Below are 23,032 nucleotides of genomic sequence, written 5' to 3' on the forward strand. Positions count from 1 at the left end.
GGGACAGGGCCGAGCTAACTCAAATCAAGGATATTCGGTCAGAATTTTTTCAGCCTACCCCTACCGGGGTATGTGCGCCGCGCCGCTTTCGTCTAACCATGGATATGGCAGCATCGTCTGCCAGCTGGCGGCCGGATCATATGCGACCCATGGTTCGGCCGCTGGCACAAAGGGGCTTTCGCCTGCGCCCTTTGGCTTCCCCCGCTTTCATGCTAAGCCGCCGCCCGATTGGATGGCGAGACCCCTGATGAACGACCTGACCCAGACCCCCGAAATGCTGATCGCGATGCTCGGCGCGCGTGCGCGGAACGCTTCGGCCGTGATCGCGCAGGCCAGCGACGCGCAGAAGGCCGACGCCCTGCGCCGTGCGGCCCAGGCGCTCCGGGATCAGGCGCCGGCGATTATCGCCGCCAATGCCCGCGACATGGAAAATGCCGCCGCCAACGGCCTGTCGCCCGCCATGCTCGACCGGCTGAAGCTGGATGAGGAGCGGATCGCCGGCGCGGCCGCCGGGGTGGAGCAGGTGGCCAGCCTCGCCAACCCGCTGGGCAGCGTCATCGACACGGTGGTTCGCCCCAATGGGCTGGAACTGTCGCGCATACGCGTGCCGCTGGGCGTCATCGGCATCATCTACGAAAGCCGCCCCAATGTGACCGCCGACGCGGCAGCCCTCTGCCTGCGCGCCGGCAATGCCGTGATCCTGCGCGGCGGCAGCGAGGCGAAGGAAAGCAACCGCGCCATCCACGCCGCCATGGTGGAAGGGATCGTCGCCGCCGGCCTGCCCGCCGATGTGGTGCAGCTCGTCCCCACTACCGATCGCGCGGCGGTCGGCGCGCTGCTCAAGGCGTCCGAGTTCGTCGACCTGATCGTCCCGCGCGGCGGCAAGAGCCTGGTCGCGCGTGTGCAGGAAGAGGCGCGCGTTCCCGTGCTCGCCCATCTCGACGGCATCAACCACAGCTATGTCGACGGCGCGGCCGATCCCGCCATGGCGCAAAGCCTGGTGGTCAATGCCAAGATGCGTCGCACCGGCATTTGCGGATCGACCGAGACGGTGCTGATCGACCGCGCCTATGGTGCCGCGCCCGCGCTGGTGCAGGCGCTGCTCGACGCCAAATGCGAAGTGCGCGGCGACGAGGCGGTGCAGGCGATGGACAACCGTGTTGTCGCGGCCGCTGACGAGGATTGGGATACCGAATATCTCGACGCCATCGTCTCGATCCGTCTGGTCGACGGTGTGGACGAAGCCATCGCCCATATCGCCGCCCATGCCAGCCATCATACCGACGCGATCATTACCGAGGACGCGACCAAGGCCGAGCATTTCCTCAATGCGGTCGACAGCGCGATCGTGATGTGGAACGCCTCCACCCAATTCGCCGACGGCGGCGAATTCGGGCTGGGCGCGGAAATTGGCATTTCCACCGGCCGCCTCCACGCCCGCGGCCCGGTCGCGCTGGAAGGGCTGACCACCTACAAGTGGATCGTGCGCGGGACCGGGCAGACACGGCCGTAAGAAACTGTTTATTCCGCTCAGCCTTGTCCTTCGACAAGCTCAGGACGAACGGAGGGGGGAGTTTACCCCTTCACCACCCCGTCGATCGCCTTGAGCTTTTCCAGCATCGGTGCGACCCACTCCAGCGGCAACATCACCGGTCCGTCGGACGGCGCAGTGTCGGGATCGTCATGCGCCTCGGCAAAGATCGCCGCGACACCCGCCGCCACCGCGCTGCGCGCCAGCAGCGGCGCGAACTCGCGCTGCCCGCCCGAAGCGGAGCCAAGCCCACCGGGCTGCTGCACCGAATGGGTGGCGTCGAACACCACCGGATAGCCGGTCTGTGCCATCGTCGGCAGCGCGCGCATGTCGCTGACTAGCGTGTTGTAACCGAAGCTCGCCCCGCGCTCGGTCAGCAATATGCGCTCGTTCCCGGTCGAAGCGACTTTCTGCGCCACCGCCGCCATGTCCCAGGGGGCGAGGAACTGGCCTTTCTTGACGTTGATGACCGCGCCGGTCTTGCCTGCCGCGATAAGCAAATCGGTCTGGCGGCAGAGAAAGGCGGGAATCTGGAGGATATCCACAGCCTGCGCCGCCGCCTCCACCTGCTCCGGCCCGTGAATGTCGGTCAGCACCGGGCAACCCAGCGTCGCCTTCACCTCGGCCAGGATCGCGAGGCCGGCATCAATGCCCACGCCACGCCTGCCCGACACCGACGTGCGGTTCGCCTTGTCAAAGCTGCTCTTGAAGATGAAGGGCACGCCCGCGCTCGAAGCCGCCTTCGCCAGCGCGTCGGCCATGAACAGCGCATGGTCGCGGCTCTCGATCTGGCAGGGACCGGAAATCAGGACGAAGGGCAGGTCGTTCCCGATCGTGACCGGGCCGACCTCAACATGCTTGGGATCGCTCATGCCGCTCACTTGGGCGCTTTGGCGAAGCGGCGCAACAATTGTCCGCGCCACAATCCCTTGCCGGGGTGATAATTCCAGCAGAACCAGCCGAACGCCAGGCAGGCGAGCAGCGACGGCAGCGCCATCGGATCGCCATTGGCCTTCATGTGGCGGTAGAAGATCATGTCCGCGCGCCAGCGGTCGCGCTCGCTGCCGCCGCCGTTGATGCCGTACATATTGTCATGTTTACGGCAGCCGACATTGCGGTTGTATTTGCGGTGGTCGATGAAATAGCAGTAATCGCGTTCGGGCGTGGTCATGCGCGCGATTAGGGCGATGCTGTTGAAAAAGTTCAAGCGTAAAACATTCTATCTCGGCGGCTTCGACCCACGTGGCGTGCGTTTCTACCACCAGCTCTATCGCGAGCAGGCGGCGCGCCACGCCGCGCTGACCGGGCAGCCCCTGACCGTGGGCGGGCGGCAGGCGGGCGTGGCCGGTTCGACGGTGTCGGCGGTCTGGGCTGTGGATAACTCCGCGGCCGGGGTCGAAACCGACTATGAATATCTCCGCTGGGAGGATCTGGTCGGCAAGGTGTGGATCCGCAATCCGTTCAGCCTCGCCCTGCGCGCGGCCCGCGCCTATGCGGGGCATGCCCGCCAGATGGATTTCCTGCGCATGCGCCGCCTGCGCAAGGGGCCGGTCATCACCATCCTCTATCCGCCGCTGCTCGCGATGCTGATCCCGCTGTTCCTCGCGCTGGTGCCCGCGCTGCTCCTCTCGCTGCTGCTGCCCTTCTGGGCCGGGGCGATCATCGGCATCGCGATCAGCGCGCTGCTGTCGGGCCGTATCCTCGCCAAGCTGGTGGTCCCCTGGCTGCTGCGCTTCATGACCTATCATGGGGCGCTCGCGGCGGAGGGGCCGGGCGAGGCGCTGGACGAGCGGCTCGACCAGTTCGCCGCCCGCATCGCGCAGGAACTGGACGGCGACTGGGACGAGGTGCAACTCGTCACCCACAGCGCCGGCACGATCCTCGGCATGCGCCTGATGCGCCGCCTCATCGCCCTGCGCGGCGGGAGCCTGCCCGACCATTTCGTGATGGTCGGCCTGGGACAGGTGGTGCCGGTCATCGGCCTGCGCCGCGACGCCGCCTGGTATCATGACGATCTGCGCGCGCTCGCCGACAAGGTTTTCCGCTATGTCGACATCAGTTCTCCGCCCGATGGCGCGGCCTATTACAACGTCAATCCGTTCCGGCTTGTCGCGGATCAATTTGCCGCCCGCGTCGACATGCTATCGCCGCGCTTCCACCTCTTCTACTTGGCCGAAAATTATCATGGTGGCTGGTCCAACAAATATGAGGCGCATTTCGACTATCTGCGCGTGGGCGATCGCCTCTCCCCGCTCGACTTCATCAGCCTGACCGCAGGCCGCCGCACCGTGGACGACGCCGTCGCCGCCTTCAGGACGATCCCGTGACCGACCTCTTTACCCCGCCCTATCCCCAGCCGCCCAGAACGAAGCGCGGCCTGCTCAAGCGGTTCCTCAGCGGCTGGCACAGCTGGATCCATGTGCTTTTCGACAAGAGCTACACAATGAAGATGGGCGAGATCCGCCTGCCCAGCCGCACCATGTATATCGCCAACGAACTCTCGCTGGTCGATCAGATATTGCGCGGCGGCACCGCCTATCCCAAGCATAGCGAACTGGTCCGCAACCTCGATCCGCTGATCGGCAATTCGGTCTTCTCCGCCAATGGCGCGGATTGGGAAAGCCAGCGCGCGATGGTGAACCCGGCCTTCGCCCATACCGCGCTCGGGCGCTCCATGCCGCTGATGGTTGCGGCCGCCGACGACCTGCTCGCGCGGCTCGACGCGGCCGACCGCAGCAAGCCCGTCGATATCGACCCGATGATGACCCATGTCGCGGCCGACATCATCTTCCGCACCCTGTTCAGCCAGACGCTGGACGAGGAACGCTCCAACATCATCCACACCGCTTTCGGCCGGTTCCAGCGGCTCGCCCACAGCGCGTCGATGCTGCGCCTCTACGGCCTGCCCGCAGGCTGGTTCGAAAAACGGTCGAAGACACCCGCCCGCGCCATCCACGACGTCTTCCGCCCGATCGTCGAGGCCCGCTACGAAGCCTTTCACGCGCGCGGCGAGACGCAGCAGCGCGACATTCTCCAGTCACTGATCGAGGTGAAGCATCCCGAAACCGGCATCCATTTCACCTGCGAACAGGTGATGGAGCAGGTGTCGACGATCTTCCTCGCCGGGCATGAAACGTCCGCAAGCACCATGACCTGGGCGCTCTACATGCTCGCCGAATGCGCCCATATCCAGAACCGCGTGCGCGCCGAAATATCGGACGTTGCGGGCGAGGCGCCGCTGACCGGCGCGATGCTCAAGGACATGGGCCAGGTCCGCAACATCTTCAAGGAAACGCTGCGCCTCTATCCGCCCGTCTCCTTCTTCCCGCGCGAAGTAACCTGCCCGATGCCGATGCGCGACAAGCAGTTGGAGGCCGGTGCGATGCTGGTCGTCGCTCCCTGGCTGACCCAGCGCAACAAGGACAACTGGGCCTGCCCCCATGCCTTCGATCCCGACCGGTTTGACGATCCGGCCAATGCCGACATGGCGAAACAGGCCTGGTTCCCCTTCGGCCGCGGTCCGCGCGTCTGCGTCGGCGCGGGCTTCGCCCAGCAGGAGGTGATGACCGTCATCGCCTCGGTTATCCGCCGCCACCGCCTGACGGTGCCGGTGGGGTTCAAGCCCGAACCGATCAGCCGCCTCACGATCCGGCCGAGGACGGGGATGCCGTTGATGTTCGAGCGGGTGGGGTGAGGGGGAGCAACCACCTCTAGACTATTAGCTGGCTACTGCCATGAACCGAAAGCAGCCGATCACGCACCTTTGCCGACCGACATCATTCGACGTCGCTATACTCCTCAATTAGCTGCCTTGTATTGGGTTTATAGCAGTAAATGGGGCTTCCACCCGCCCAGCCCCATTCAAGCTCCAGTTCGACACAGTTTTTGGCGGGGAAGTAGGTGACCTTAGGATAATGTGCTTTCAGAACATCAGCTTGTGATTGATGATTTTTGGCACCCCATCGGGCAATGGCATCATCAATCTGAGCAGCCGAGCCACGAAAATCGACAACCCGTCGCTCACGCAGTAATGCGGAGGTATGACCTCGCTGATATCCAGCCGAGTAGATTGCGTATAGTGCTGCGACACCAATGATAGCTGCTGCTGCGATCTTTCCTCGCTTCATCGTTAAACGATAGAAGACGAAAGCGATTTCTGCCAGTCGGCTTTTCGCATTTCAAGACCGAAACAAGATAGTCGCCTAGCCACCCAAGTCCGCTATCAACCGCCCTATCGCGCAGCCCCAGTCGGCACCTCCACCGACACCTGCGTCGGAATCGGCGCGGCCATGATCGCGATCCCCGCCGCGATGCCCAGCGCGCCCCAGACCCAGCGCTTCGCCCGCAAATCCATGACGCCGCGTGCAAGGCAATAGAGGCCCGCCAGCACCAGGATGACGGCGGCGATCATGCGACTTCCTTTTCTTCTTCCGGCGCGACATCGACCATCACCGACAGGCTCTGGCCCGCGCCGCCGACGAACAGCCCGTCCATCGGCGCGACGTCGGCATAGTCGCGGCCCATCGCGACGAACAGATGCCCGTCGCCGGTGATGCAGCCATTGGTGGGATCGAAGCCGATCCACCCCCGCGTCGGCCCGCACCACAGCATCACCCAGGCGTGCATGGCGTCCGCGCCCACCAGCCGGGGCATCCCCGGCGGCGGCAGGGTGCGCAGATAGCCGCTGACATAGGCGGCGGGCAGTCCCGCCAGCCGCAGCGCGACCACCATCACATGCGCAAAATCCTGACACACGCCATGCCGCGCGGCAAAGGCGTCCGCCACCGGCGTCCCTGCATCGGTGACGCCCGGCTGATAGTCGAACTCCGCCTGTATCCGCAGCGCCAGTTCCAGCGCGGCGGCGACAATCGGCCGGTCGGGCGCCAGCGCCGCTCCCACCCAGTCGCCGATAGCCGCCAGCATCGGCGTCCTTGCCGAGGCATAAAGATAATGGGCGGGCGCCGCCGGTCCCATCTCCCGGTCGACCAGCGCCGCCTGCGCCACCGCGCCGATCGTGGGGTCATCGTCCTGCGGCAGGATCGCGCCGCCCTGCACCCCCATGCGGAAACGGGTTTCGACGGTCAGCTGCCGGATCGGGCTTTCGATCACCAGCCGCGCGACATGGACGGGCCAGCCGCCGGGGCGTGATTCGACGATGGTCGGCTTCGGCTCCACCTCCAGCGCATAATCGGACGTCCATTGCCCCGGCCATGGCGCGGGTTTCAGCCGCAGGTTGAACCGCGCCAGCCGCACCGGCGCGGCATAATGGATCAGGGTGCGGTGCCGGACATGGTAGATCATGCGAGGATATCCGCATCCTGCGTCTTGTGGACCTGAAGGAAATAACGCTGCCCGATCGCGTCGGACAGAGCGAACAGCCGGCTTTCCGCGTCGCCGATATCCGCCATGGTCAGCATATTGCCCGACAGCGGCGCCAGCCGCGCCACCAGCGCATCGGCCAGCCGTCGCGGCTCCTCCGGCATCCCGTCGGCGCGCAGGGTCGGCAGCGCCGCGACATGCTCCGCCATGCGCATCGCCTGATAGACGATGGCGCGCGGATTGATCGGCTCCAGCGCCAGCAGGTCGCGCACCGGGGCCAGCGCCGGCCCGGTCAGATAACGGGTGCGATAGCTGATCTGGCTGTCCATCAGGTCGAGCAGCACGGTCAGGTCGTCGTCCGACGCCCCATCCCCGCCGAACAGCGCGATCAGGCGACAACCATTCACCGCCCGCTCCATCCGCCGCCCCATGTCATGGAAGCGCCAGCCGTCGCTACGCCCCATATTCTCAGCCGCCAGCCCCGCCAGCGCCGAAATCCGCTCGATCATACGAGAAGAGGCGTCGAGCAGCGTTTCCGTCACCGCCCCGTCGAAGGTCGGCAGGGGCAGGCGCACCAATCGCCAGAAATCGCTCGCCAGCCGGTCGCGCAGCCCTTCGCCGATATTACCGACTACGCCCATCAGCGCGCGCACGCTGCCGCTCTGCCGCGCATCGCCCAGCGCCGTGGCGCAGAGCGGCCCGATGGCAGCCCCGCTGCTTGGCACCGCGCCCCACGCAGCAAGCTGCCCGACCAGCCGCGCCATGGTGGGGCTGGCGAGCGAGGGGCCAAGGTCCGCCTCGATCGATCCGCCCGCGATGGCGCGGATCAGCCGCAGCGTCATTTCCGCCCGCTCGATATAGCGGCCCAGCCAGAAGAGATTGTCCGCCGCCTTGGCGGGCAGCATCCCGCCGATCCGCCGGATCGCAGGCGCGCCACGTCCCAGCAAACTGTCGGGCGGCACCGGCTTGCTGTCGATCACGCACATGTCCGCCGACATGTCGCCCCGGCCCATCAGCGCCGCGCGAATATCGCCATGCCCCGCCAGCCGCGCAAAGGCGCCCGGCATCACCCGCCATTGCCCCGCCCCGTCGCGCGCGACGAAGATGCGCAGGGTGAAGGGCAGGGGGGCAATCCGTCCGTCGATCACCGCAGGGGTGGTGGACAGTTTCACCAGTTCCTGTCCGACATAGTCCATCGGCCGCCGCGCCATGGCGTCCTTCAACGCCGCGCGCTGCGCCGCATCGAGCGACGCACCCGGCGTGAAATGCGTGTCCGACAGGCCCGCCACATCCTGATCGAAGGCGGAACCGACGACCAGATTGTCCATCTGCGCCTCGACATGTGCGCGCTCGCGCGGCTGGCCGCACCACCATGTCGCGATATTGGGCAGGATCAGGTCAGACCCCAGCACCGCCCGCGCCAGTTGCGGCAGGAAGGCGGCGAAGGCGCGCGATTCGATCACCCCCGCGCCCGGCCAGTTGCTGACCATCACCCCGCCGCGCGCGCAGGCGTCATACAGGTCGGGTACGCCGATGCGCGACTTGCTGTCGAACGCCAGCGGATCGATGAACCGGCTGTCCATCCAGCGCCACAGCCCGTCGACTCGCTTCAGCCCCTGGATCGTCCGCACGAACAGCCGCCCGTCCGACACGATCAGGTCGTCGCCCTCGACCAGCATCAGGCCCAGATAGCGCGCCAGATGCGCCTGTTCTGCATAGCTCTGGTTGAACCGGCCCGGCGTCAACAGCCCGATGCGCGGGTCCGACCGGGCGCAATCGGCCGCCAGCCCCCGGCGCAGGTCGGCGAAGAAGGGGGCAAGCCGCCGCGTGTTCATCGCGCCCAGCAGGTCGCCGGTCGCGCGCGACAATGCCAGCCGGTTTTCCAGCGCATAGCCGACGCCCACGGGCGTCCGCACCCGATCCGCCAGCACCCGCCATTCGCCCCCCGGACCGCGCCCGATGTCGGCGGCGTAGAAATGCAGGAAATGGCCGTGCGGCGGCTGCGTGCCGGTAATGACCCGCCAATAATGGGGACTGCCGGTGACGATGCTGGCGGGCAGCTTGCCCTCGCGCACCAGCGTCTGGGTGGAATAGATGTCGGCGACCACCCGCTCCAGCAATTGGGCGCGCTGGGTCAGCCCCGCCTCGATATGGCTCCATTCCTTGGCATCGATCAGCAGCGGCACCGGGCCGAGCGGCCAGGCGCGCTCCTGCTCGTCGCCGGTCAGGCGGAAGGCGAGGCCAAGGTCCGCCGCCTGCCGCCCGACATGGTCGGCCAGCGTCGCGGGATCGCCCTTCGCCTGCGCCGACAACCGCTCCAGCATCGCCCGCCAGTGCGCCGCCATCTCGGGCGATGCGCCCGCGAACAGGTCGCCCTTGGGCGCGGCCGCCAGATAGGCGTCCGCCCAGTCTAGTTTTGTTTGGGAGTCCACTGGATCACGCCCCAAATCTCCCTCTCCCAACGGGAGAGGGAAGGGGCCCGCTCGGCGCAGCCGAGTGGGAAGGGTGAGGGCGGCACATCGTCGGCATCATAGCCCTGTATGGCGGAACCGCAAATCGAGCGTCATCGGGAATTCGCCCGGCATTTCGGCGGGCGGCATGTCGACCGATCCCGGCGTATGGCCATGATCCTGAAAGCGCGCCTTGCGCCGCGACTCCGCTTCATATCCGTTGATCGGCAGCGTGTCGTAATTGCGCCCGCCCGGATGCGCGACATGATAGACGCAGCCGCCCAGCGACCGCCCGCTCCAGCTGTCCAATATGTCGAAGGTCAGCGGCGCATTGACCGGCAGGTTGGGGTGCAGGCAATTGGCCGGCGCCCACGCCTTGTACCGCACACCGCCCACGCCCTCACCCGGCACGGCGGTCGCCGTCATCGGCACCTGCCGCCCGTTGCAGGCGACGATGTGCCGCCCTGCGACCAGACCCGTCGCGCGCAGTTGCAAGCGCTCGGTCGAACTGTCGACATAGCGCACCGTGCCGCCGATCGCGCCGGTTTCGCCCAGCACGTTCCACGGCTCCAGCGCATGGGTGATTTCCAGCCCGACGCCGCCCGCATCCACCTGCCCATGGATGGGGAAGCGGAACTGCCGCTGCGCCTCGAACCAGTTGGGATCGAAGTCATAGCCTGCGCCTTTGAGGTCGCCCAGCACCTCCAGAAAATCGGCCCAGACGAAGTGCGGCAGCATGAAGCGGTCGTGCAGCGCCGTGCCCCAGCGCACCAGCCCGCCCTGCTGCGGCTGGCGCCAGAACCACGCCGTCAGCGCGCGGATCAGCAATTGCTGCGCCAGGCTCATGCGCGCCTCGGGCGGCATTTCGAACCCACGAAACTCCAGCAGGCCCAGCCGTCCGGTCGGGCCATCTGGCGAGAACATCTTGTCGATGCAGATTTCAGTGCGATGGGTATTGCCCGTCACGTCGACCAGCAGGTTGCGGAACAGCCGGTCCACCAGCCAGGGCGGCGGCAACCTGTTCACATCCTCGGCCGTGGGATCGGGCACTTGCGCCAGCGCGATCTCCAGTTCGTAGAGGCCGTCATGCCGCGCCTCGTCGATGCGCGGCGCCTGACTCGTCGGCCCGATGACGAGGCCGGAGAAGAGATAGGAGAGGGAAGGGTGCCGCTGCCAGTAGAGGATGAAGCTTTTCAACAGATCGGGCCGCCGGATGAAGGGCGAATCCTCCAGGCTCGGCCCGCCCAGCACGATATGATTGCCGCCGCCGGTGCCGACCGATCGTCCGTCGACCATGAACTTGTCGGCGGTCAGATCGCCTTCGCGCGCCAGCGCATAGAGACGCTCGGTGATCCGCACCGTCTCGTCCCAACTGGCGGCGGGCTGGACATTGACCTCGATCACGCCGGGGTCGGGCGTCACCTTCAGCACGTTGAGGCGCGAGTCGGTCGGCGGGGCATAGCCCTCGATCCGCACCGGAATGCGGGTCGCCTCCGCCACGGCCTCGACCTGCGCGATCAGTTCCAGATAATCTTCCAGCGTCTGCACCGGCGGCAGGAAGATCGACAGATAATGGCCATGCGGCTCGACCGTGATCGCGGTGCGCACCGCACCCTCGATCAGCACCTGCTCCACCCGCTCCTGCGGCGCCGCGCCGCCCTCGACCTCGCCGACGCGCTGCACCGGCTGGGCCTGCACCTCCTCGCGGGTGGCGGCCTCGCTCACCTGCGCGCGATAGTCGCCCAGCGGTCCGCGCGGTTCGCTGGTGTCGCGCGGATGGATATAGGGATAGGCGGATTCCGGCACATGGGGCAACGACCCCAGCGGCAGCCGGTATCCCAGCGCCGAATCCCCCGGCACCGCAAACAACTTGCCCCGGCGCAGCTGCCAGATCTCGCTCTGCCAGCGCGGCGTGGCGACGGCGCTCTGCCAGCGCTGCACCGGCAGCACATAGCCCACCGGCTGGTCCAGCCCACGCTCGAACGCCTTCACCATCCGCGCCCGCGCTTCGGGATCGCTGATTTCGGGCGCTTCGGGTGACGTGTTGACCGGCAGTTCCGCTTCCTTGACCGCCCACACTGCCGGGTCTTCATAGACGGCATGAGTGTAATCGGCGGAAAAGCCCATATTGCCCGCCATCGCGCCGATGAAGACCTGTGCGTCCGCCGCCGTCATCGCCCGCGCGCCTTCCGGCGCTTCATCGTTTGCGATCAGGTCCGCGTCACGCCACAGCGGCACGCCGTCCTTGCGCCAGTATACGGCATAGGCCCAGCGCGGCAGGCTTTCGCCCGGATACCATTTGCCCTGCCCATGATGCAGCAGGCCGCCGGGCGCGAATTCGGCGCGCAGCTTGCGGATCAGACGGTCGGCATAGCCTGCCTTGGTCGGCCCCACCGCGTCGCCATTCCATTCGCCCGCATCGCCGCCATCCTGCGCGACGAAGGTCGGTTCGCCACCGGTGGTCAGGCGCACGTCCTGCGCTTGCAGGTCGGCGTCGACCTTGGCCCCCAGCGCCATCACCGCATCCCATCGCGCATCGGTGAAGGGCTTTGTGATCCGCACGGCTTCGGCAATGCGCGACACGCCCATGGCGAATTGGAAATCTACCTCGGCCGGTTCGGCCATGCCGCTGATCGGCGCGGCGGAGCGATAATGGGGCGTCGCGCAGAGCGGGATATGGCCTTCGCCCGCGAACATGCCGCTGGTCGCATCCAGCGCCACCCAGCCCGCGCCCGGCACATAGGCCTCCGCCCAGGCATGCAGGTCGACCACGTCCTGCGTCACGCCCTTCGGCCCTTCCAGCGGCTCGACGTCGGCGACCAGCTGGATCGAATAGCCCGACACGAACCGCGCGGCGAAGCCCAGCCGCCGCAGCAACTGCACCAGCAGCCAGGCCGAATCGCGGCACGACCCCGTGCCGATATCCAGCGTCTCCTCCGGGCTTTGCACGCCCGTTTCCATGCGGATGACATAGCCGACCCGCTGTTGCAGCCGCCGGTTCACCTCGACCAGAAAATCGACCGTGCGACTCTGGTGGCCGTCATATTCGGCGACCAGCGCATCGAACAGCGGCCCCTGATCCTCGATGTCGAAATAGGCGGCGAGGTCGGTCTTGAGCTGCTCGTCATAGGCGAAGGGATAGTCCTCCGCATAAGGCTCCACGAAAAAGTCGAAGGGATTGATGATGTCGAGATCGGCGAGCAGGTCGACCTCGATCGAGAAATGATCGACCGGATCTGGAAAGACGATCCGCGCCAGCCAGTTGCCGTGCGGATCCTGCTGCCAGTTGAGGAAATGCCCCGACGGCTCGATCTTCAGCGCATAGTTAGGCACTTTGGTGCGGCTATGCGGCGCGGGACGAAGGCGGATGACCTGCGGGCCGAGCCGGATCGGCCGGCTGTAGCGGTAGGCGGTGAGGTGGTGCAGCGCGGCCTTGAGCATAAGCCGATCAGACGCCACGCTTTGCTGCAATGCAATGCGGAATCGTTGCGACGGCAAAGATTCCTCTCATTTCCTTCCGTCATCCCAGCGAACGCTGGGATCTCACTTTCTCCAAGAGCGATCGGCAAGGCAATGAGATGCCAGCTTGCGCTGGCATGACGAGTTGGGGAGAGATGCTCTATTCCCCCTCCAGCCTTTGCGAGAAATACACCATCTGCATCGCCTGCAACCGCGCACCCTGCTCGATATCCGCGTCGCCCGAATGGCCGCCTGCCGTGTCCTCATAGAAATGATAGGGCAGGCCAAACTCCTTCAGCCGCGCGGCGAACTTGCGGGCATGTTGCGGGCCGACACGATCATCCTTGGTCGTGGTCCAGATATAGGGCGTCGGATAGGCCACCCCTTTGCGGATGTTCGCATAGGGCGAAATCTTTTCCAGAAACGCCTTCTCCTCCGGCACCGACACGCTGCCATATTCGTCGACCCAGGACGCGCCCGCCGCGATCTGCTCATAACGGATCATGTCGAGCAGCGGTACCTGAATGACGACGCCATTCCACAGGTCGGGATGCTGGTTGAACTCGACCCCAATCAGCAGCCCGCCGTTCGATCCGCCATAGATGCCGAACTTCGCTGGCGACGACAGTTTCCGTGCGAAGATATCCTGCGCCACCGCCGCGAAATCATCATAGATGATCTGCCGCTTCGTCTTCAGCCCCGCCTCATGCCAGGCCGGGCCGAACTCGCCGCCGCCGCGGATATTGGCGAGGACGAAGCTGTTGCCCCGCTCCAGCCACAGCTTGCCGGTGATCGCGGCATAGCTGGGCGTCATCGGCACCTCGAAACCGCCATAGGCGGTCATGATCGTCGGCGTGCTGCCGTCCGTCTTCATGTCCTTCCGATGGACGATGAAATAGGGAATCTTCGTCCCGTCGGTGGAGGACGCTTCGAACTGCTCGACCACAAGGCCCCCCGCGTCGAAGCGCGCGGGCATCGCCTTCACCTGCACCGGCTTGGGATCGGCCGCATCCATCGCCCAGAGCGTCGTCGGCGCCAGGAAGCCCGCCACCGCCAGATAGGCCTTGTCATTCTTGTCGGTCGCGGTCGCGATGGAGATGGTGGCATTGTCGGGCAACGCTACCGGCCTGCTCGTCCACCCTGTGGTGCCGGGCGTGAGAACCTGCACCCGCCCGCGCACATTGTCATTGATCGCCAGGATCACATGGCCCTTGGTCGTCGCCACGCCGTCGATCGACTGGCGGGCCGTGGGGGCGAACAATATCTGCGGCTTCAGCACCTCGCCCGATCGCAGCGCCTTCAATGGCACGGCGGCCAGAGCGCCCGCAGGTACGGTCACGCCGCCGCTGACCCATAGCTCGCTGGTCTGGATCAGCACCTGCCCCTCGACCATGCCCTGCAGATTACTCCTGGTCGGCAACGGCAGTTTCTTCACCCCGCCATCCGTCACCAGCCAGGTTTCGTTCCCGAAGAAGGTGACGCCGCGATAGAGGAAGGCGGCGCGGTTGCCCGATCCGTCGGCCAGGATGATCGGATAGGTGCCGACCTGATCGCTGGCCTCGCCGCGATAGACCTCCTTGGCCGCCTCCAGCGGCTCGCCGCGCTTCAGCGTCTTCATGACGAATGGATAGCCCGACTTGGTCATGGAGCCTTCGCCCCAGTCGCGCGCGATCAGGAGCGTGTCCTTGTCCAGCCAGTCCACATTCTGCTTGGAGGTGGGAATATCGAACCCGCCCTTCACGAACCGGCCCGTCTCTAGATCGAACTCGCGCAGCGTGACGGCATCCTCGCCGCCGTCGGACAGGTTGAGCAGCGCCAGCCGCTCCTCGGGATCGAGGATGGTCGCGCCCTTCCACACCCATTTGCGCCCTTCCGCCTTCGACAGCGCATCCAGGTCCAGCACCGTCGTCCAGTGCGGCGCGTCGGTCGCATAATCGGCTTCGCTCGTATAGCGCCAGATGCCCTGCGGATGATCGGCATCGCGCCAGAAATTATAGACGCGGCCATGGATCAGCATCGGCATGGCGATCCGGTCCTTGGCCGATGCGATGGCCAGCGCATCCTTATAGTAGCCCGCATAGCGCGGGTCGTTCTGGAAAGCGGCGACCGTCGCCTTGTTCTCCGCCTCCACCCACTGCATCGCGCGCGGGCCGGTCCAGTCCTCCAGCCACACGAACGGATCGTCTGCGGCATCGGAGGGCGGGGAGGGCGGCGCACCGGCGCCGGTCAGAAGGGCAGCGGAAACCAAGCTCATCATCCTTTTCTTCATGTCTCGTGCGCTCCCCCGATGGTCAGGCGCCCCCGCCTGTATCGCCGCCGCAACACCGCGCCCGCGATCAGCAACGGCAGCGCGGCAAGGCAGGCGACCAGTCCCAACCAGACCGGCGACCATCCCAGCAGGCTGTGGATATCCAGCGCCGACGGCGCGATCAACAGCAGCGCGCCGATCGCCAGCAGCCATAATCCCCAGCGCCGCGGCCGCACCGCGACCATGCGCATCTCATGCCGAAAGGCCTTGCGCCCGGCCTTGGTGGAAAGATCGACGGGGGCGGTCGGCATCGTCATGGATGAAAGCTAGGGGCTGGTCCGCCATCCCGCAAGCGCTCCAAGCCGTTCCTAACCCGATCTTAAACTCCATCCGCTACGCTATGCGCCTCCTCGGCTATCCAGGCAGGCGCGTCCCGTGGCCATCATCGTCTTCACCCAGCCCGTTCCCTTCCCCATCGCGCCATTGCGGCAGGTGCTGAGCGCGCAACTGCCGCTCTACAAATGGCAGATCGGGGAGGATGACGATGGCGGGGCGAAGACCATGGCGCAGTGGAGCGATCATCAACTGATCGCCGGCCGTACCGACGCGACCATCCTCTTTTGCGAGCTGTTCGCGCGGCCGGAACCGCTCGCCGGCGACGCGCCTGTCCACAGCTGGCATCTGGAAATCCGCCGTCCGACCACGGACAATGATACGATCGCCCACCGCGTCCTGCTGCTGATCGCCTCCGTGGTGATGATGCCGGACGACGCCGCGCTCTGCCAATTGCTGCCCGGCGGCGGCTGGCTTTCCCGCGATGAGACGCTGCGCGCCGCCAAGGCGCTGCTGGCGGGCGAATCGCTAGATAAGCTCGCCCATTTCGGCCGCCCCGCCAGCACCTTCGAGGGTAGCCGCGCCGCCCCCTCCCCAAATGTCCCCGCCAGCGCCGCGCCACGCGGGGAGGGGCGTTATGCCAACCTCAGTCAGGAACAGGCGCTGCGGCTTGGCGACATGGACGAAACCATGGCCCGCATCCTGCACGAAAAGGGCATGGGGGAAATTGCCGACGGCATGGGCCTCACCAAGCCACCCGCCTTCGCCCATGAACTGCCGCAACCCGATCGCTTGCCGACCATGGTGCTGCTGGCGCGTGAGCCCTTGATCCTCGACTGGGGGCAGGTGGGCGAGGGGCTGCGCGCGATCGACCCGGCGGGCGACTGGACGGTCGGCCAGACCGGGATCAGCCATGGCGCGCTGCACGGGCGCGGCGCGACCATCCGTTTCGACACCGGGCAGGGGCCGCTTCCCGCCTATCTCCTCGCCCAGGCGCAGGCGCGCAGCCACGGCCTGATAGAGGAGGACAAACGGGCGATCGCCAGCCATCGGCTGCACCACAGCATCACCATCGACCTCGACACCCGCGCCGCCGACTTCCTCGCCGTGCGTCAGGTGGCGAAGGTCGCGACCCTGCTCATCGGTCTTGCCGCCAAACGCCATGGCTGCGTCGGCCTATTCAATGCCGGGGTCGGCACGGTGATGCCGGTCCAGCGCGTCTACCAGCAGATCGCCATCCTCGGCAGCGACGAAGTGCCGATCACGCTCTGGACCTGGGCTGCCTTCCATTCGACCGAGCCGGACGCCATTTCCATCTCGACCGGCGGTATGCTGCCATTCGCCGGTTTCGAGGTGGAGTTGTGGAACGCGCCTGGCACGCTGGAGCAGGTGGCGGAGCGGCTGAACGGCGTGCTGCGCTATCTGCTGATCAACGGTCCGGTCATCACCCATGGCGACACGATCGGCGATCATGCCAGCGACCGTTCGACCCGCTGCTTCCTGGGCGACAGCCGCGCCGACCGGGGCGATCGCAGCGTGCCCGCCATGCTGCTGGAATTCGACGCGCCCGAAGTCGCAAGGCCGAAGGCCGATCTGCCCCGCCCGGACGTCACGCCGCCGTCGCCGCAACAGCAGCCATCGCCGCCGCGCGCCCGGCCCACGCCCAGCGGCTTTGGCCGTCGCGCGCCCGGCAGCTTCGGTCGCAAGGGGCTTTAACTCTCCTTCTGCATCGTCTATGCCCGCCTGACCCCGGGGGACCGTCCGCAGACGGTTGAGAGGTGGCTTTGTGGCCGCGACCCGTTGAACCTGATCCGGTTGACACCGGCGGAGGGAGGGAAGCGCCTGTCCGAACCACAGCCCGCGCCCGCTTTCCACCGACGAGAGGAGGAGAGTGACGGCCATGGACACGATTTCCATTCTGACCCTGCGCCTTGCGGAGGCGATGGGCCTCTACATGATCCTCATCGGCATCGGCGGTCTCGCCAGCCCGCCGCGCTGGCGGGCGGTGATGGACGATCTCAACGCCTCGCCCGCTCTGGTCGTGGCGCTGGGCTTCACCGTCTTCGTCGTCGGCGTCACCCTGGTCATGATCCACAGCATCTGGACCGATCCGCTCGCGATCATCGTCTCGATCATCGGCTATGTCGCCCTGATCGAAGGGGCGCTCCTCCTCGCCGTGCCGGGACCGCTGATCCGTATCGGCCACTGGTCGACGACCTTCATCCGCGCCTGGGCGATCATTGCCCTCATCCTCGGTATTTTCCTTTTCCTCGCCGGCCTCACCGGTCGCGCCACCATTTCCGTCTGAAAGGTACCCTCATGGCAGATGTCGATTCTTTGATTGAACGGGCTTCCGCTGGAAGCCCTGGGGCCCGCACCGAAATGCGCGTCACTACCGGACCCATCCGGGGCAGCCGCAAAATCCATGCCGGCCCGCTCAAGGTCGCCATGCGCGAAATCGACCTGGAACCGGGCAGTGGCGAACCGCCCGTCCGCGTCTACGACACCTCCGGCCCCTATACCGATCCGAAGGCGCAGATCGACATCATGGCGGGCCTGCCCGCACTGCGCCGCGACTGGATCATCGGCAGGGGCGATGTCGAGGCATATGACGCCCGCGCCATCCAGCCGGAGGATAACGGCCTCAAGGGGCCGGACCGGTCGGGCGGGGTTCAACCCTTCCCCAATGTCGTGAAGCGCCCGCTCCGCGCCAAGCCCGGCATGAACGTGTCCCAGATGCACTATGCCCGTCGCGGCATCATCACGCCGGAAATGGAATATGTCGCCGAGCGCGAGAATCTGGGCCGCGCCCGCCTCAAGGAATATATCCGCGACGGCCATGACTGGGGCGCGGAAATCCCCGACTATGTGACGCCCGAATTCGTGCGCGACGAAATCGCTCGGGGTCGCGCCATCATCCCCAACAACATCAACCACCCGGAAAGCGAGCCGATGGCGATCGGCCGCAATTTCCTGGTGAAGATCAACGCCAATATCGGCAACAGCGCCGTCGCCTCCGACGTGGCGAGCGAAGTCGACAAGCTGGTCTGGTCGATCCGCTGGGGCGCCGACACGGTGATGGACCTGTCGACCGGCCGCAACATCCACGACACCCGCGAATGGATCATGCGCAATTCGCCGGTCCCGATCGGCACCGTGCCCATCTATCAGGCGCTGGAAAAGGTCGGCGGCATCGCCGAAGACCTCAACTGGGACATTTTCCGCGACACGCTGATCGAGCAGGCCGAACAGGGCGTCGACTATTTCACCATCCATGCGGGCGTGCGCCTGCCCTATATCCCGATGACCGCCAAGCGCGTCACCGGCATCGTTTCGCGCGGCGGGTCGATCATGGCGAAATGGTGCCTCGCCCATCACAGGGAAAGCTTCCTCTACGAGCATTTCGACGAGATCACCGAGATCATGAAGGCCTATGACATCGCCTATTCGTTGGGCGATGGCCTGCGCCCCGGATCGATCGCCGACGCCAATGACGAAGCGCAGTTCGCCGAACTCTATACGCTGGGCGAACTCACCAAGCGCGCCTGGGAACAGGATGTACAGGTGATGATCGAGGGGCCGGGCCACGTCCCCATGCACAAGATCAAGCAGAATATGGACAAGCAGCTGGAGGCGTGCGGCGAAGCGCCCTTCTACACGCTTGGGCCGCTCACCACCGACATCGCGCCCGGTTACGACCATATCACCAGCGGCATCGGCGCGGCGATGATCGGCTGGTATGGCACGGCGATGCTCTGCTACGTCACGCCCAAGGAGCATCTGGGCCTGCCCGACCGCGACGATGTGAAGGTCGGCGTCGTCACCTACAAGCTCGCCGCCCACGCCGCCGACCTGGCGAAGGGGCATCCCGCCGCCAAGGTCCGCGACGATGCACTCAGCCGCGCTCGCTTCGAATTTCGCTGGCGCGACCAGTTCAACCTGTCGCTCGACCCCGACACGGCGGAGAAGTATCACGATCAGACCTTGCCTGCCGAGGGCGCGAAGAGCGCGCATTTCTGTTCCATGTGCGGTCCCAAATTCTGTTCGATGAAGATCACCCAGGAGGTGAGAGACTTCGCCGCGAAGCAGAATCAGCCCGCCGACGCCTTCATCGCCGCCGCCACCGAGGAGGAAGCGGAAAAGGGCATGGCGCAGATGAGCGCCCTCTATCATGAAACCGGCCGCGAGCTGTATATGGGCGCTGGCGACAGGGAGCATGATTGATGATAAACCATGGCTGATCCCTGGCTCGGCAAGCTGCTTCGGTGGCTTGCCCCACGGCCCACTACGATCCCGGCTTATACGCCCCGTCCACCTCACCCGGCCAATGTGCCGGGCACCTTCTATGTCGAGGATGGGTGTTGCATTTCCTGCGGCGTGTGGGAGGATGTGGCGCCCGATCTGCTGGCATGGCTGCCGGACGGCAGCTATTCCCATTGCTATGTCGCCCGTCAGCCGGAAACCGATGAGGAATTGGCGCGGATGATGGATGCGATGCATGTCGGTGAAGTCGATTGCATCCGTGCGCGCAATTGCCGGTCCGATTGGGCGGAGCGGCTGCGTGAAGCGGGCTTGGGGCATCAGATCGATTCCGACTGACCAAGGCATTTGGTCCTTCGCATCAACCATGTTATAACCTCCGTATGAACACACCCCTCAAAATCACGAAGATAGGCAACAGCGCCGGGGTGATCCTGCCCAAGGAATTGCTGGCGCATCTTCAGGCGGCTGCCGGGGACAGTCTCTCGGTGGTTCTGACGCCACGCGGGATCGAACTGTCCGCTGCGGAGCCGGATTTCGACGCCCAGATGGCCGCCGCGCGCGAGGTGATGGCGCGGCGCAAGCGGGCGCTTCGCGAACTCGCCAAATAATGGCGCGGGAAAGCTGGGTCTGGGTCACGCTCGCCGTGGCCGAGGCCGCCCATGCCGAACAGATAGCCGAACATGGCGGGGGTGGCGACGCGCTGCGCGATCGCGGTCTGTTCGAAAGCGCCATGGCCCGGCCGCAACAGATCGCCCATTATGGCGATCCGGATGCCGCCACGCTCGCCGCCGCCTATGCCTATGGCCTCGCGCGCAATCATCCCTTTGTCGACGGCAACAAGCGGATTGCAGCGGTCGTCAGCGAAACCTTTCTGATGCTCAACGGCCATAGCCTGATGGCGACCGATGCAGAACTGGTCGTCGCCTTTCTGGAACTGGCCGCCGGCAGGCTGTCGGAAGAAGACCTCGCCGACTGGTTCCGCCAGCATCTCGCCGCCGACTGAAACGCGCGACACAATCTTCTTTAAATGTAGGATTTCGTCTGATCTATCCTGTCGGATGGAACAGAAACCCGCATCTCCCGTCGATCGCGCGCACTGGACTCCGGCCAAGCAGCGCCTTTTCCTCGCCACCCTGCTCGATACGGGCAGCGTCACCCATGCTGCGCGTGCGGCGGGGATGTCGCGATCCAGTGCGCATCGCCTGCGTCGGCGTCTGGCCGGTACGCCGTTCGACCGGACATGGGACCGGGCGCTGGCGCTGCACAACCAGCGCCTGACCGATCCCTATGCGCTCGAAATCCAACAGGGCGTCGCGGCGCAGAGGCGCGGCTGATGCACGGGTGGCGCGTCCACGGCGCGTCGCTGTCGCGCGGGTGTCGCGTTTTGGTCGCCTTTATGGCGCAAATGACCAAAAACCGGGGTGAAATCGCCCGGAACAGTGTGAACTTCAGCCGTGCGCCGAAGCGCGTCGAACAACGCCGCGCTCTACCCCTCCAGCGCCACCACGCTGCGCCGCTTCTTCCACTCCAGCGCCACGCCGATCCGCTGGCTGAGGTCGCCGTCCCAGTCGGTGGCCAGCCCGTGCGCTTCCAACTGCTCAACGATGCGCTGGCCGATCGCGACGGCGGCTTCATCGCCCTCTTCGCAGGCGCCATAGTTCAGATAAAGGCCATGGCCCTCGATCGCCGACTCGGTGTCCTGCATGTGGAAGAAGGCATAGCCCTCGGCCAGTTCGCCCGCCTTTTGCGCCGCCTCGATCTCGTCCCAGATCTCCGACGCGCCGCAAGTGCCGCAGCAGGTGAAATTCTGCCGCGCGATCACACCTTCGCCTTCCAGCGCAGCGAAGGCGGCGTCCAGCCGGTCGCAATCGGTGGCATGGGTCCAGCCCTGTTCGGCGGCGCGATGCTCGGCCATGGCGACGCGCAGGCTGGCCGACGCCTCGCGCCGCAGCACCGGCATCGGCAATTCTTCCTCGAACACGTCATGCGCGTTGGTCAGGATGGCGTCCTCATCATAGAAGCCGCCGGCGACGTCGCGGCGCACCTGGACGCGCAACGCCTCGACCGGGTCATAGGCGGGTATGTCTTTCTGCGGCTCTGTGGTGGTGGCCCTGGTTCCGAAAATCCGATTCCACAAAGTCCCGAACATGCGCCCGTCTTGCCTCCTGCGCTGCGTCGCCTTTCCCCTACCATGCCGCGCGATTCGGCAAAGGAAAAGGGGGTAGCGACACGGCCCGTCGTTTCAGCGCATTTTGCTTGTCAGACCGTCCCGTCAGGGCGCGGGTTCCAGCACCACGTCCCAATGATCCTCGGTCATGGCGCCGCGCCTGGCTTCCTCCGCGTCGAACGCCGCCTTGTCGGGGAACATGCGCGCCCTGGCCGCCGCCATCGCCGCCTTATAGGCCGCGCCCGCGCCCACGCCGTCCGCGCCATGCGTGTAGACGATGGTGGTGCGCACGTCCCAGCGCGTGCCGCCGCCCATATGGGTGAAGGGCATTTCGACCGTCACTTGCATGATATAGCCCTGCCGCATCATCTCGCGCAGCAGCGCCTCATGCTGCTTGTGATAGACGCGCAGAAACTCGCCCATGCCGCCCCATTTGACGCGATAATAATTCTCGACCTTGAGCGGCCCGTCCGCCGCGGTGCTGTCCTGCGCCATGGCGGGCGACAGCGGAAGGAGCGAGAGGAGCAGGGCGGCAGCTATCGGGAAACGCATCGGCGATGGGCCTTTCGGAGCAGGAAACGGTCCTTCGATCAGACGATCCGCGTGCGCTTTTCCGCCGCTCCCCATCCTCCCACTTGCTTCGCAGGTGCGAAAACCGCACCATATCCATCCCTTGAACGATGAAGGATCGCGCATGGCCCGCCGGCTGCTTTTGACTTCGATGCTGATCGCGCCGCTCGCGCTGGCCGCCTGCACCGGCGACGAGAAGGCGGACGATCAGGCGGCGGCCAATGCTTCCAACGTAGCGTCCAACGCCACTGCACCGGCCAATGCAGCCAATGCAACTGCCCCGGCGCCCGCGCCCGACGCCTTTTCCCGCTATGTCGGCCATTATCCCTTCGACAAGGTCGGCGCACACAGCTGGCATGACGATCCGCTGGTGGTGAAGGCAGTGGAAAAGACGGTTTCCGACAAGGCCGTGCGCAAATGGGTGCTGGAGGATGCCGGTCCCGCCACCCCCATCGCCATGGTTGGCGGCCGGGTCGCTTCCTGGGCGTGCGAGGCGCATAATTGCGGCCCGCATCAATGGGTGACGCTGGTCGATCCCAGGGATGGTGCGACCGAAATCTGCTATTTCGACGAGAGCGTCGCTCCCGAAAAGACGCGCTGGTTCCGCGACGGCAAGGAGGAGGAGCGCCCCGGCAAATGTCCGGAAGTGGAGGGCTGATCCTGTCCTACAGCACCAGTCCTATGCTATGATC

At 65.8% G+C, this 23,032-nt stretch carries 22 protein-coding genes and 1 riboswitch; of the genes, 11 read left to right on the forward strand and 11 right to left on the reverse strand.

What is annotated here, in order from left to right; all coding sequences use genetic code 11:
• Nucleotides 1–247: 247 nt before the first annotated feature.
• Nucleotides 248–1,513, forward strand: coding sequence for a glutamate-5-semialdehyde dehydrogenase (locus DM806_RS14030; RefSeq protein WP_179043822.1), 1,266 nt, complete (start codon nucleotides 248–250; stop codon nucleotides 1,511–1,513).
• Nucleotides 1,514–1,575: 62 nt separating this feature from the next.
• Here DM806_RS14030 and kdsA read toward each other — a convergent pair whose 3' ends face one another.
• Both kdsA and DM806_RS14040 read right to left on the reverse strand, forming a co-directional pair.
• A complete protein-coding gene (gene kdsA, locus DM806_RS14035) occupies nucleotides 1,576–2,403 on the reverse strand; it encodes a 3-deoxy-8-phosphooctulonate synthase (RefSeq protein WP_179043823.1) in 828 nt (275 codons plus the stop codon).
• Nucleotides 2,404–2,408: 5 nt separating this feature from the next.
• Entirely contained in the window at nucleotides 2,409–2,702 is a 294-nt protein-coding gene (locus DM806_RS14040) for a hypothetical protein (RefSeq protein ID WP_179044181.1), read from the reverse strand.
• Nucleotides 2,703–2,724: 22 nt separating this feature from the next.
• Between DM806_RS14040 and DM806_RS14045 the strand changes: the two genes are divergently transcribed.
• Together DM806_RS14045 and DM806_RS14050 are read left to right on the forward strand one after the other, a co-directional pair.
• The gene (locus DM806_RS14045) at nucleotides 2,725–3,858 is read left to right on the forward strand and encodes a hypothetical protein (RefSeq protein WP_179043824.1); all 1,134 of its coding nucleotides are present in this window, start codon (nucleotides 2,725–2,727) and stop codon (nucleotides 3,856–3,858) included.
• Nucleotides 3,855–5,225 carry a cytochrome P450 gene (locus tag DM806_RS14050; RefSeq protein WP_179043825.1) on the forward strand — a complete coding sequence of 457 codons (1,371 nt, stop codon included), beginning with the start codon at nucleotides 3,855–3,857 and terminating at the stop codon, nucleotides 5,223–5,225. The genes DM806_RS14045 and DM806_RS14050 overlap by 4 nt, the downstream gene beginning before the upstream one ends.
• Before the next feature lie 82 nt (nucleotides 5,226–5,307).
• Here the strand turns inward: DM806_RS14050 and DM806_RS14055 are convergent, their stop codons facing one another.
• The 7 genes from DM806_RS14055 to DM806_RS14085 all read right to left on the reverse strand — a co-directional run bounded on the left by DM806_RS14055 (nucleotide 5,308) and on the right by DM806_RS14085 (nucleotide 15,324).
• On the reverse strand, nucleotides 5,308–5,658 hold the full coding sequence (locus DM806_RS14055) for a hypothetical protein (protein ID WP_179043826.1): 351 nt from the start codon (nucleotides 5,656–5,658) through the stop codon (nucleotides 5,308–5,310).
• A gap of 104 nt (nucleotides 5,659–5,762) precedes the next feature.
• Nucleotides 5,763–5,942: a hypothetical protein gene (locus DM806_RS14060; protein WP_179043827.1), complete on the reverse strand. Its 180-nt coding sequence runs from the start codon at nucleotides 5,940–5,942 to the stop codon at nucleotides 5,763–5,765.
• The gene (locus DM806_RS14065; RefSeq protein WP_179043828.1) at nucleotides 5,939–6,832 is read right to left on the reverse strand and encodes a transglutaminase family protein; all 894 of its coding nucleotides are present in this window, start codon (nucleotides 6,830–6,832) and stop codon (nucleotides 5,939–5,941) included. The genes DM806_RS14060 and DM806_RS14065 overlap by 4 nt, the downstream gene beginning before the upstream one ends.
• The gene (locus DM806_RS14070; RefSeq protein WP_372859572.1) at nucleotides 6,829–9,195 is read right to left on the reverse strand and encodes a circularly permuted type 2 ATP-grasp protein; all 2,367 of its coding nucleotides are present in this window, start codon (nucleotides 9,193–9,195) and stop codon (nucleotides 6,829–6,831) included. The genes DM806_RS14065 and DM806_RS14070 overlap by 4 nt, the downstream gene beginning before the upstream one ends.
• A gap of 183 nt (nucleotides 9,196–9,378) precedes the next feature.
• Nucleotides 9,379–12,741, reverse strand: a complete 3,363-nt coding sequence (locus DM806_RS14075) for a transglutaminase family protein (RefSeq protein ID WP_179044182.1) — start codon at nucleotides 12,739–12,741, stop codon at nucleotides 9,379–9,381.
• 178 nt (nucleotides 12,742–12,919) lie between these two features.
• Nucleotides 12,920–15,016, reverse strand: a complete 2,097-nt coding sequence (locus DM806_RS14080) for a prolyl oligopeptidase family serine peptidase (protein WP_179043830.1) — start codon at nucleotides 15,014–15,016, stop codon at nucleotides 12,920–12,922.
• An 8-nt stretch (nucleotides 15,017–15,024) separates the two neighbouring features.
• Entirely contained in the window at nucleotides 15,025–15,324 is a 300-nt protein-coding gene (locus DM806_RS14085) for a hypothetical protein (protein ID WP_256869320.1), read from the reverse strand.
• A gap of 118 nt (nucleotides 15,325–15,442) precedes the next feature.
• On the opposite strand from DM806_RS14085, the gene DM806_RS27825 reads away from it, so the two are divergent.
• From DM806_RS27825 to DM806_RS14120, 7 genes are all read left to right on the forward strand, one after another.
• Nucleotides 15,443–17,056 (forward strand): DUF4261 domain-containing protein, encoded by a 1,614-nt coding sequence (locus tag DM806_RS27825; protein WP_179043831.1) that lies wholly within the window; start codon nucleotides 15,443–15,445, stop codon nucleotides 17,054–17,056.
• Nucleotides 17,057–17,080: 24 nt separating this feature from the next.
• Nucleotides 17,081–17,190, forward strand: a riboswitch (TPP riboswitch).
• Between the two features lie 50 nt (nucleotides 17,191–17,240).
• A complete protein-coding gene (locus DM806_RS14095) occupies nucleotides 17,241–17,648 on the forward strand; it encodes a DUF2065 family protein (RefSeq protein WP_179043832.1) in 408 nt (135 codons plus the stop codon).
• 74 nt (nucleotides 17,649–17,722) lie between these two features.
• Nucleotides 17,723–19,564: a phosphomethylpyrimidine synthase ThiC gene (gene thiC / locus DM806_RS14100; protein WP_179043833.1), complete on the forward strand. Its 1,842-nt coding sequence runs from the start codon at nucleotides 17,723–17,725 to the stop codon at nucleotides 19,562–19,564.
• 9 nt (nucleotides 19,565–19,573) lie between these two features.
• Complete coding sequence (locus DM806_RS14105) at nucleotides 19,574–19,939, forward strand: ferredoxin (protein ID WP_179043834.1); 366 nt, start codon at nucleotides 19,574–19,576, stop codon at nucleotides 19,937–19,939.
• A gap of 44 nt (nucleotides 19,940–19,983) precedes the next feature.
• Complete coding sequence (locus DM806_RS14110; protein ID WP_179043835.1) at nucleotides 19,984–20,211, forward strand: AbrB/MazE/SpoVT family DNA-binding domain-containing protein; 228 nt, start codon at nucleotides 19,984–19,986, stop codon at nucleotides 20,209–20,211.
• Complete coding sequence (locus tag DM806_RS14115; protein WP_179043836.1) at nucleotides 20,211–20,606, forward strand: type II toxin-antitoxin system death-on-curing family toxin; 396 nt, start codon at nucleotides 20,211–20,213, stop codon at nucleotides 20,604–20,606. Before DM806_RS14110 ends, DM806_RS14115 begins: the two co-directional genes overlap by 1 nt.
• Before the next feature lie 55 nt (nucleotides 20,607–20,661).
• Nucleotides 20,662–20,937 carry a LysR family transcriptional regulator gene (locus tag DM806_RS14120; protein WP_179043837.1) on the forward strand — a complete coding sequence of 92 codons (276 nt, stop codon included), beginning with the start codon at nucleotides 20,662–20,664 and terminating at the stop codon, nucleotides 20,935–20,937.
• Between the two features lie 152 nt (nucleotides 20,938–21,089).
• On the opposite strand, the gene DM806_RS14125 is transcribed toward DM806_RS14120, so the two are convergent.
• Together DM806_RS14125 and DM806_RS14130 are read right to left on the reverse strand one after the other, a co-directional pair.
• A complete protein-coding gene (locus DM806_RS14125) occupies nucleotides 21,090–21,752 on the reverse strand; it encodes a DUF6891 domain-containing protein (RefSeq protein ID WP_179043838.1) in 663 nt (220 codons plus the stop codon).
• A 123-nt stretch (nucleotides 21,753–21,875) separates the two neighbouring features.
• A complete protein-coding gene (locus DM806_RS14130; protein WP_179043839.1) occupies nucleotides 21,876–22,322 on the reverse strand; it encodes a hypothetical protein in 447 nt (148 codons plus the stop codon).
• 142 nt (nucleotides 22,323–22,464) lie between these two features.
• Between DM806_RS14130 and DM806_RS14135 the strand changes: the two genes are divergently transcribed.
• On the forward strand, nucleotides 22,465–22,998 hold the full coding sequence (locus DM806_RS14135; RefSeq protein ID WP_179043840.1) for a hypothetical protein: 534 nt from the start codon (nucleotides 22,465–22,467) through the stop codon (nucleotides 22,996–22,998).
• Nucleotides 22,999–23,032 lie beyond the last annotated feature (34 nt).

The organism is Sphingobium lactosutens (assembly GCF_013393185.1).
Taxonomy (GTDB): domain Bacteria; phylum Pseudomonadota; class Alphaproteobacteria; order Sphingomonadales; family Sphingomonadaceae; genus Sphingobium; species Sphingobium lactosutens_A.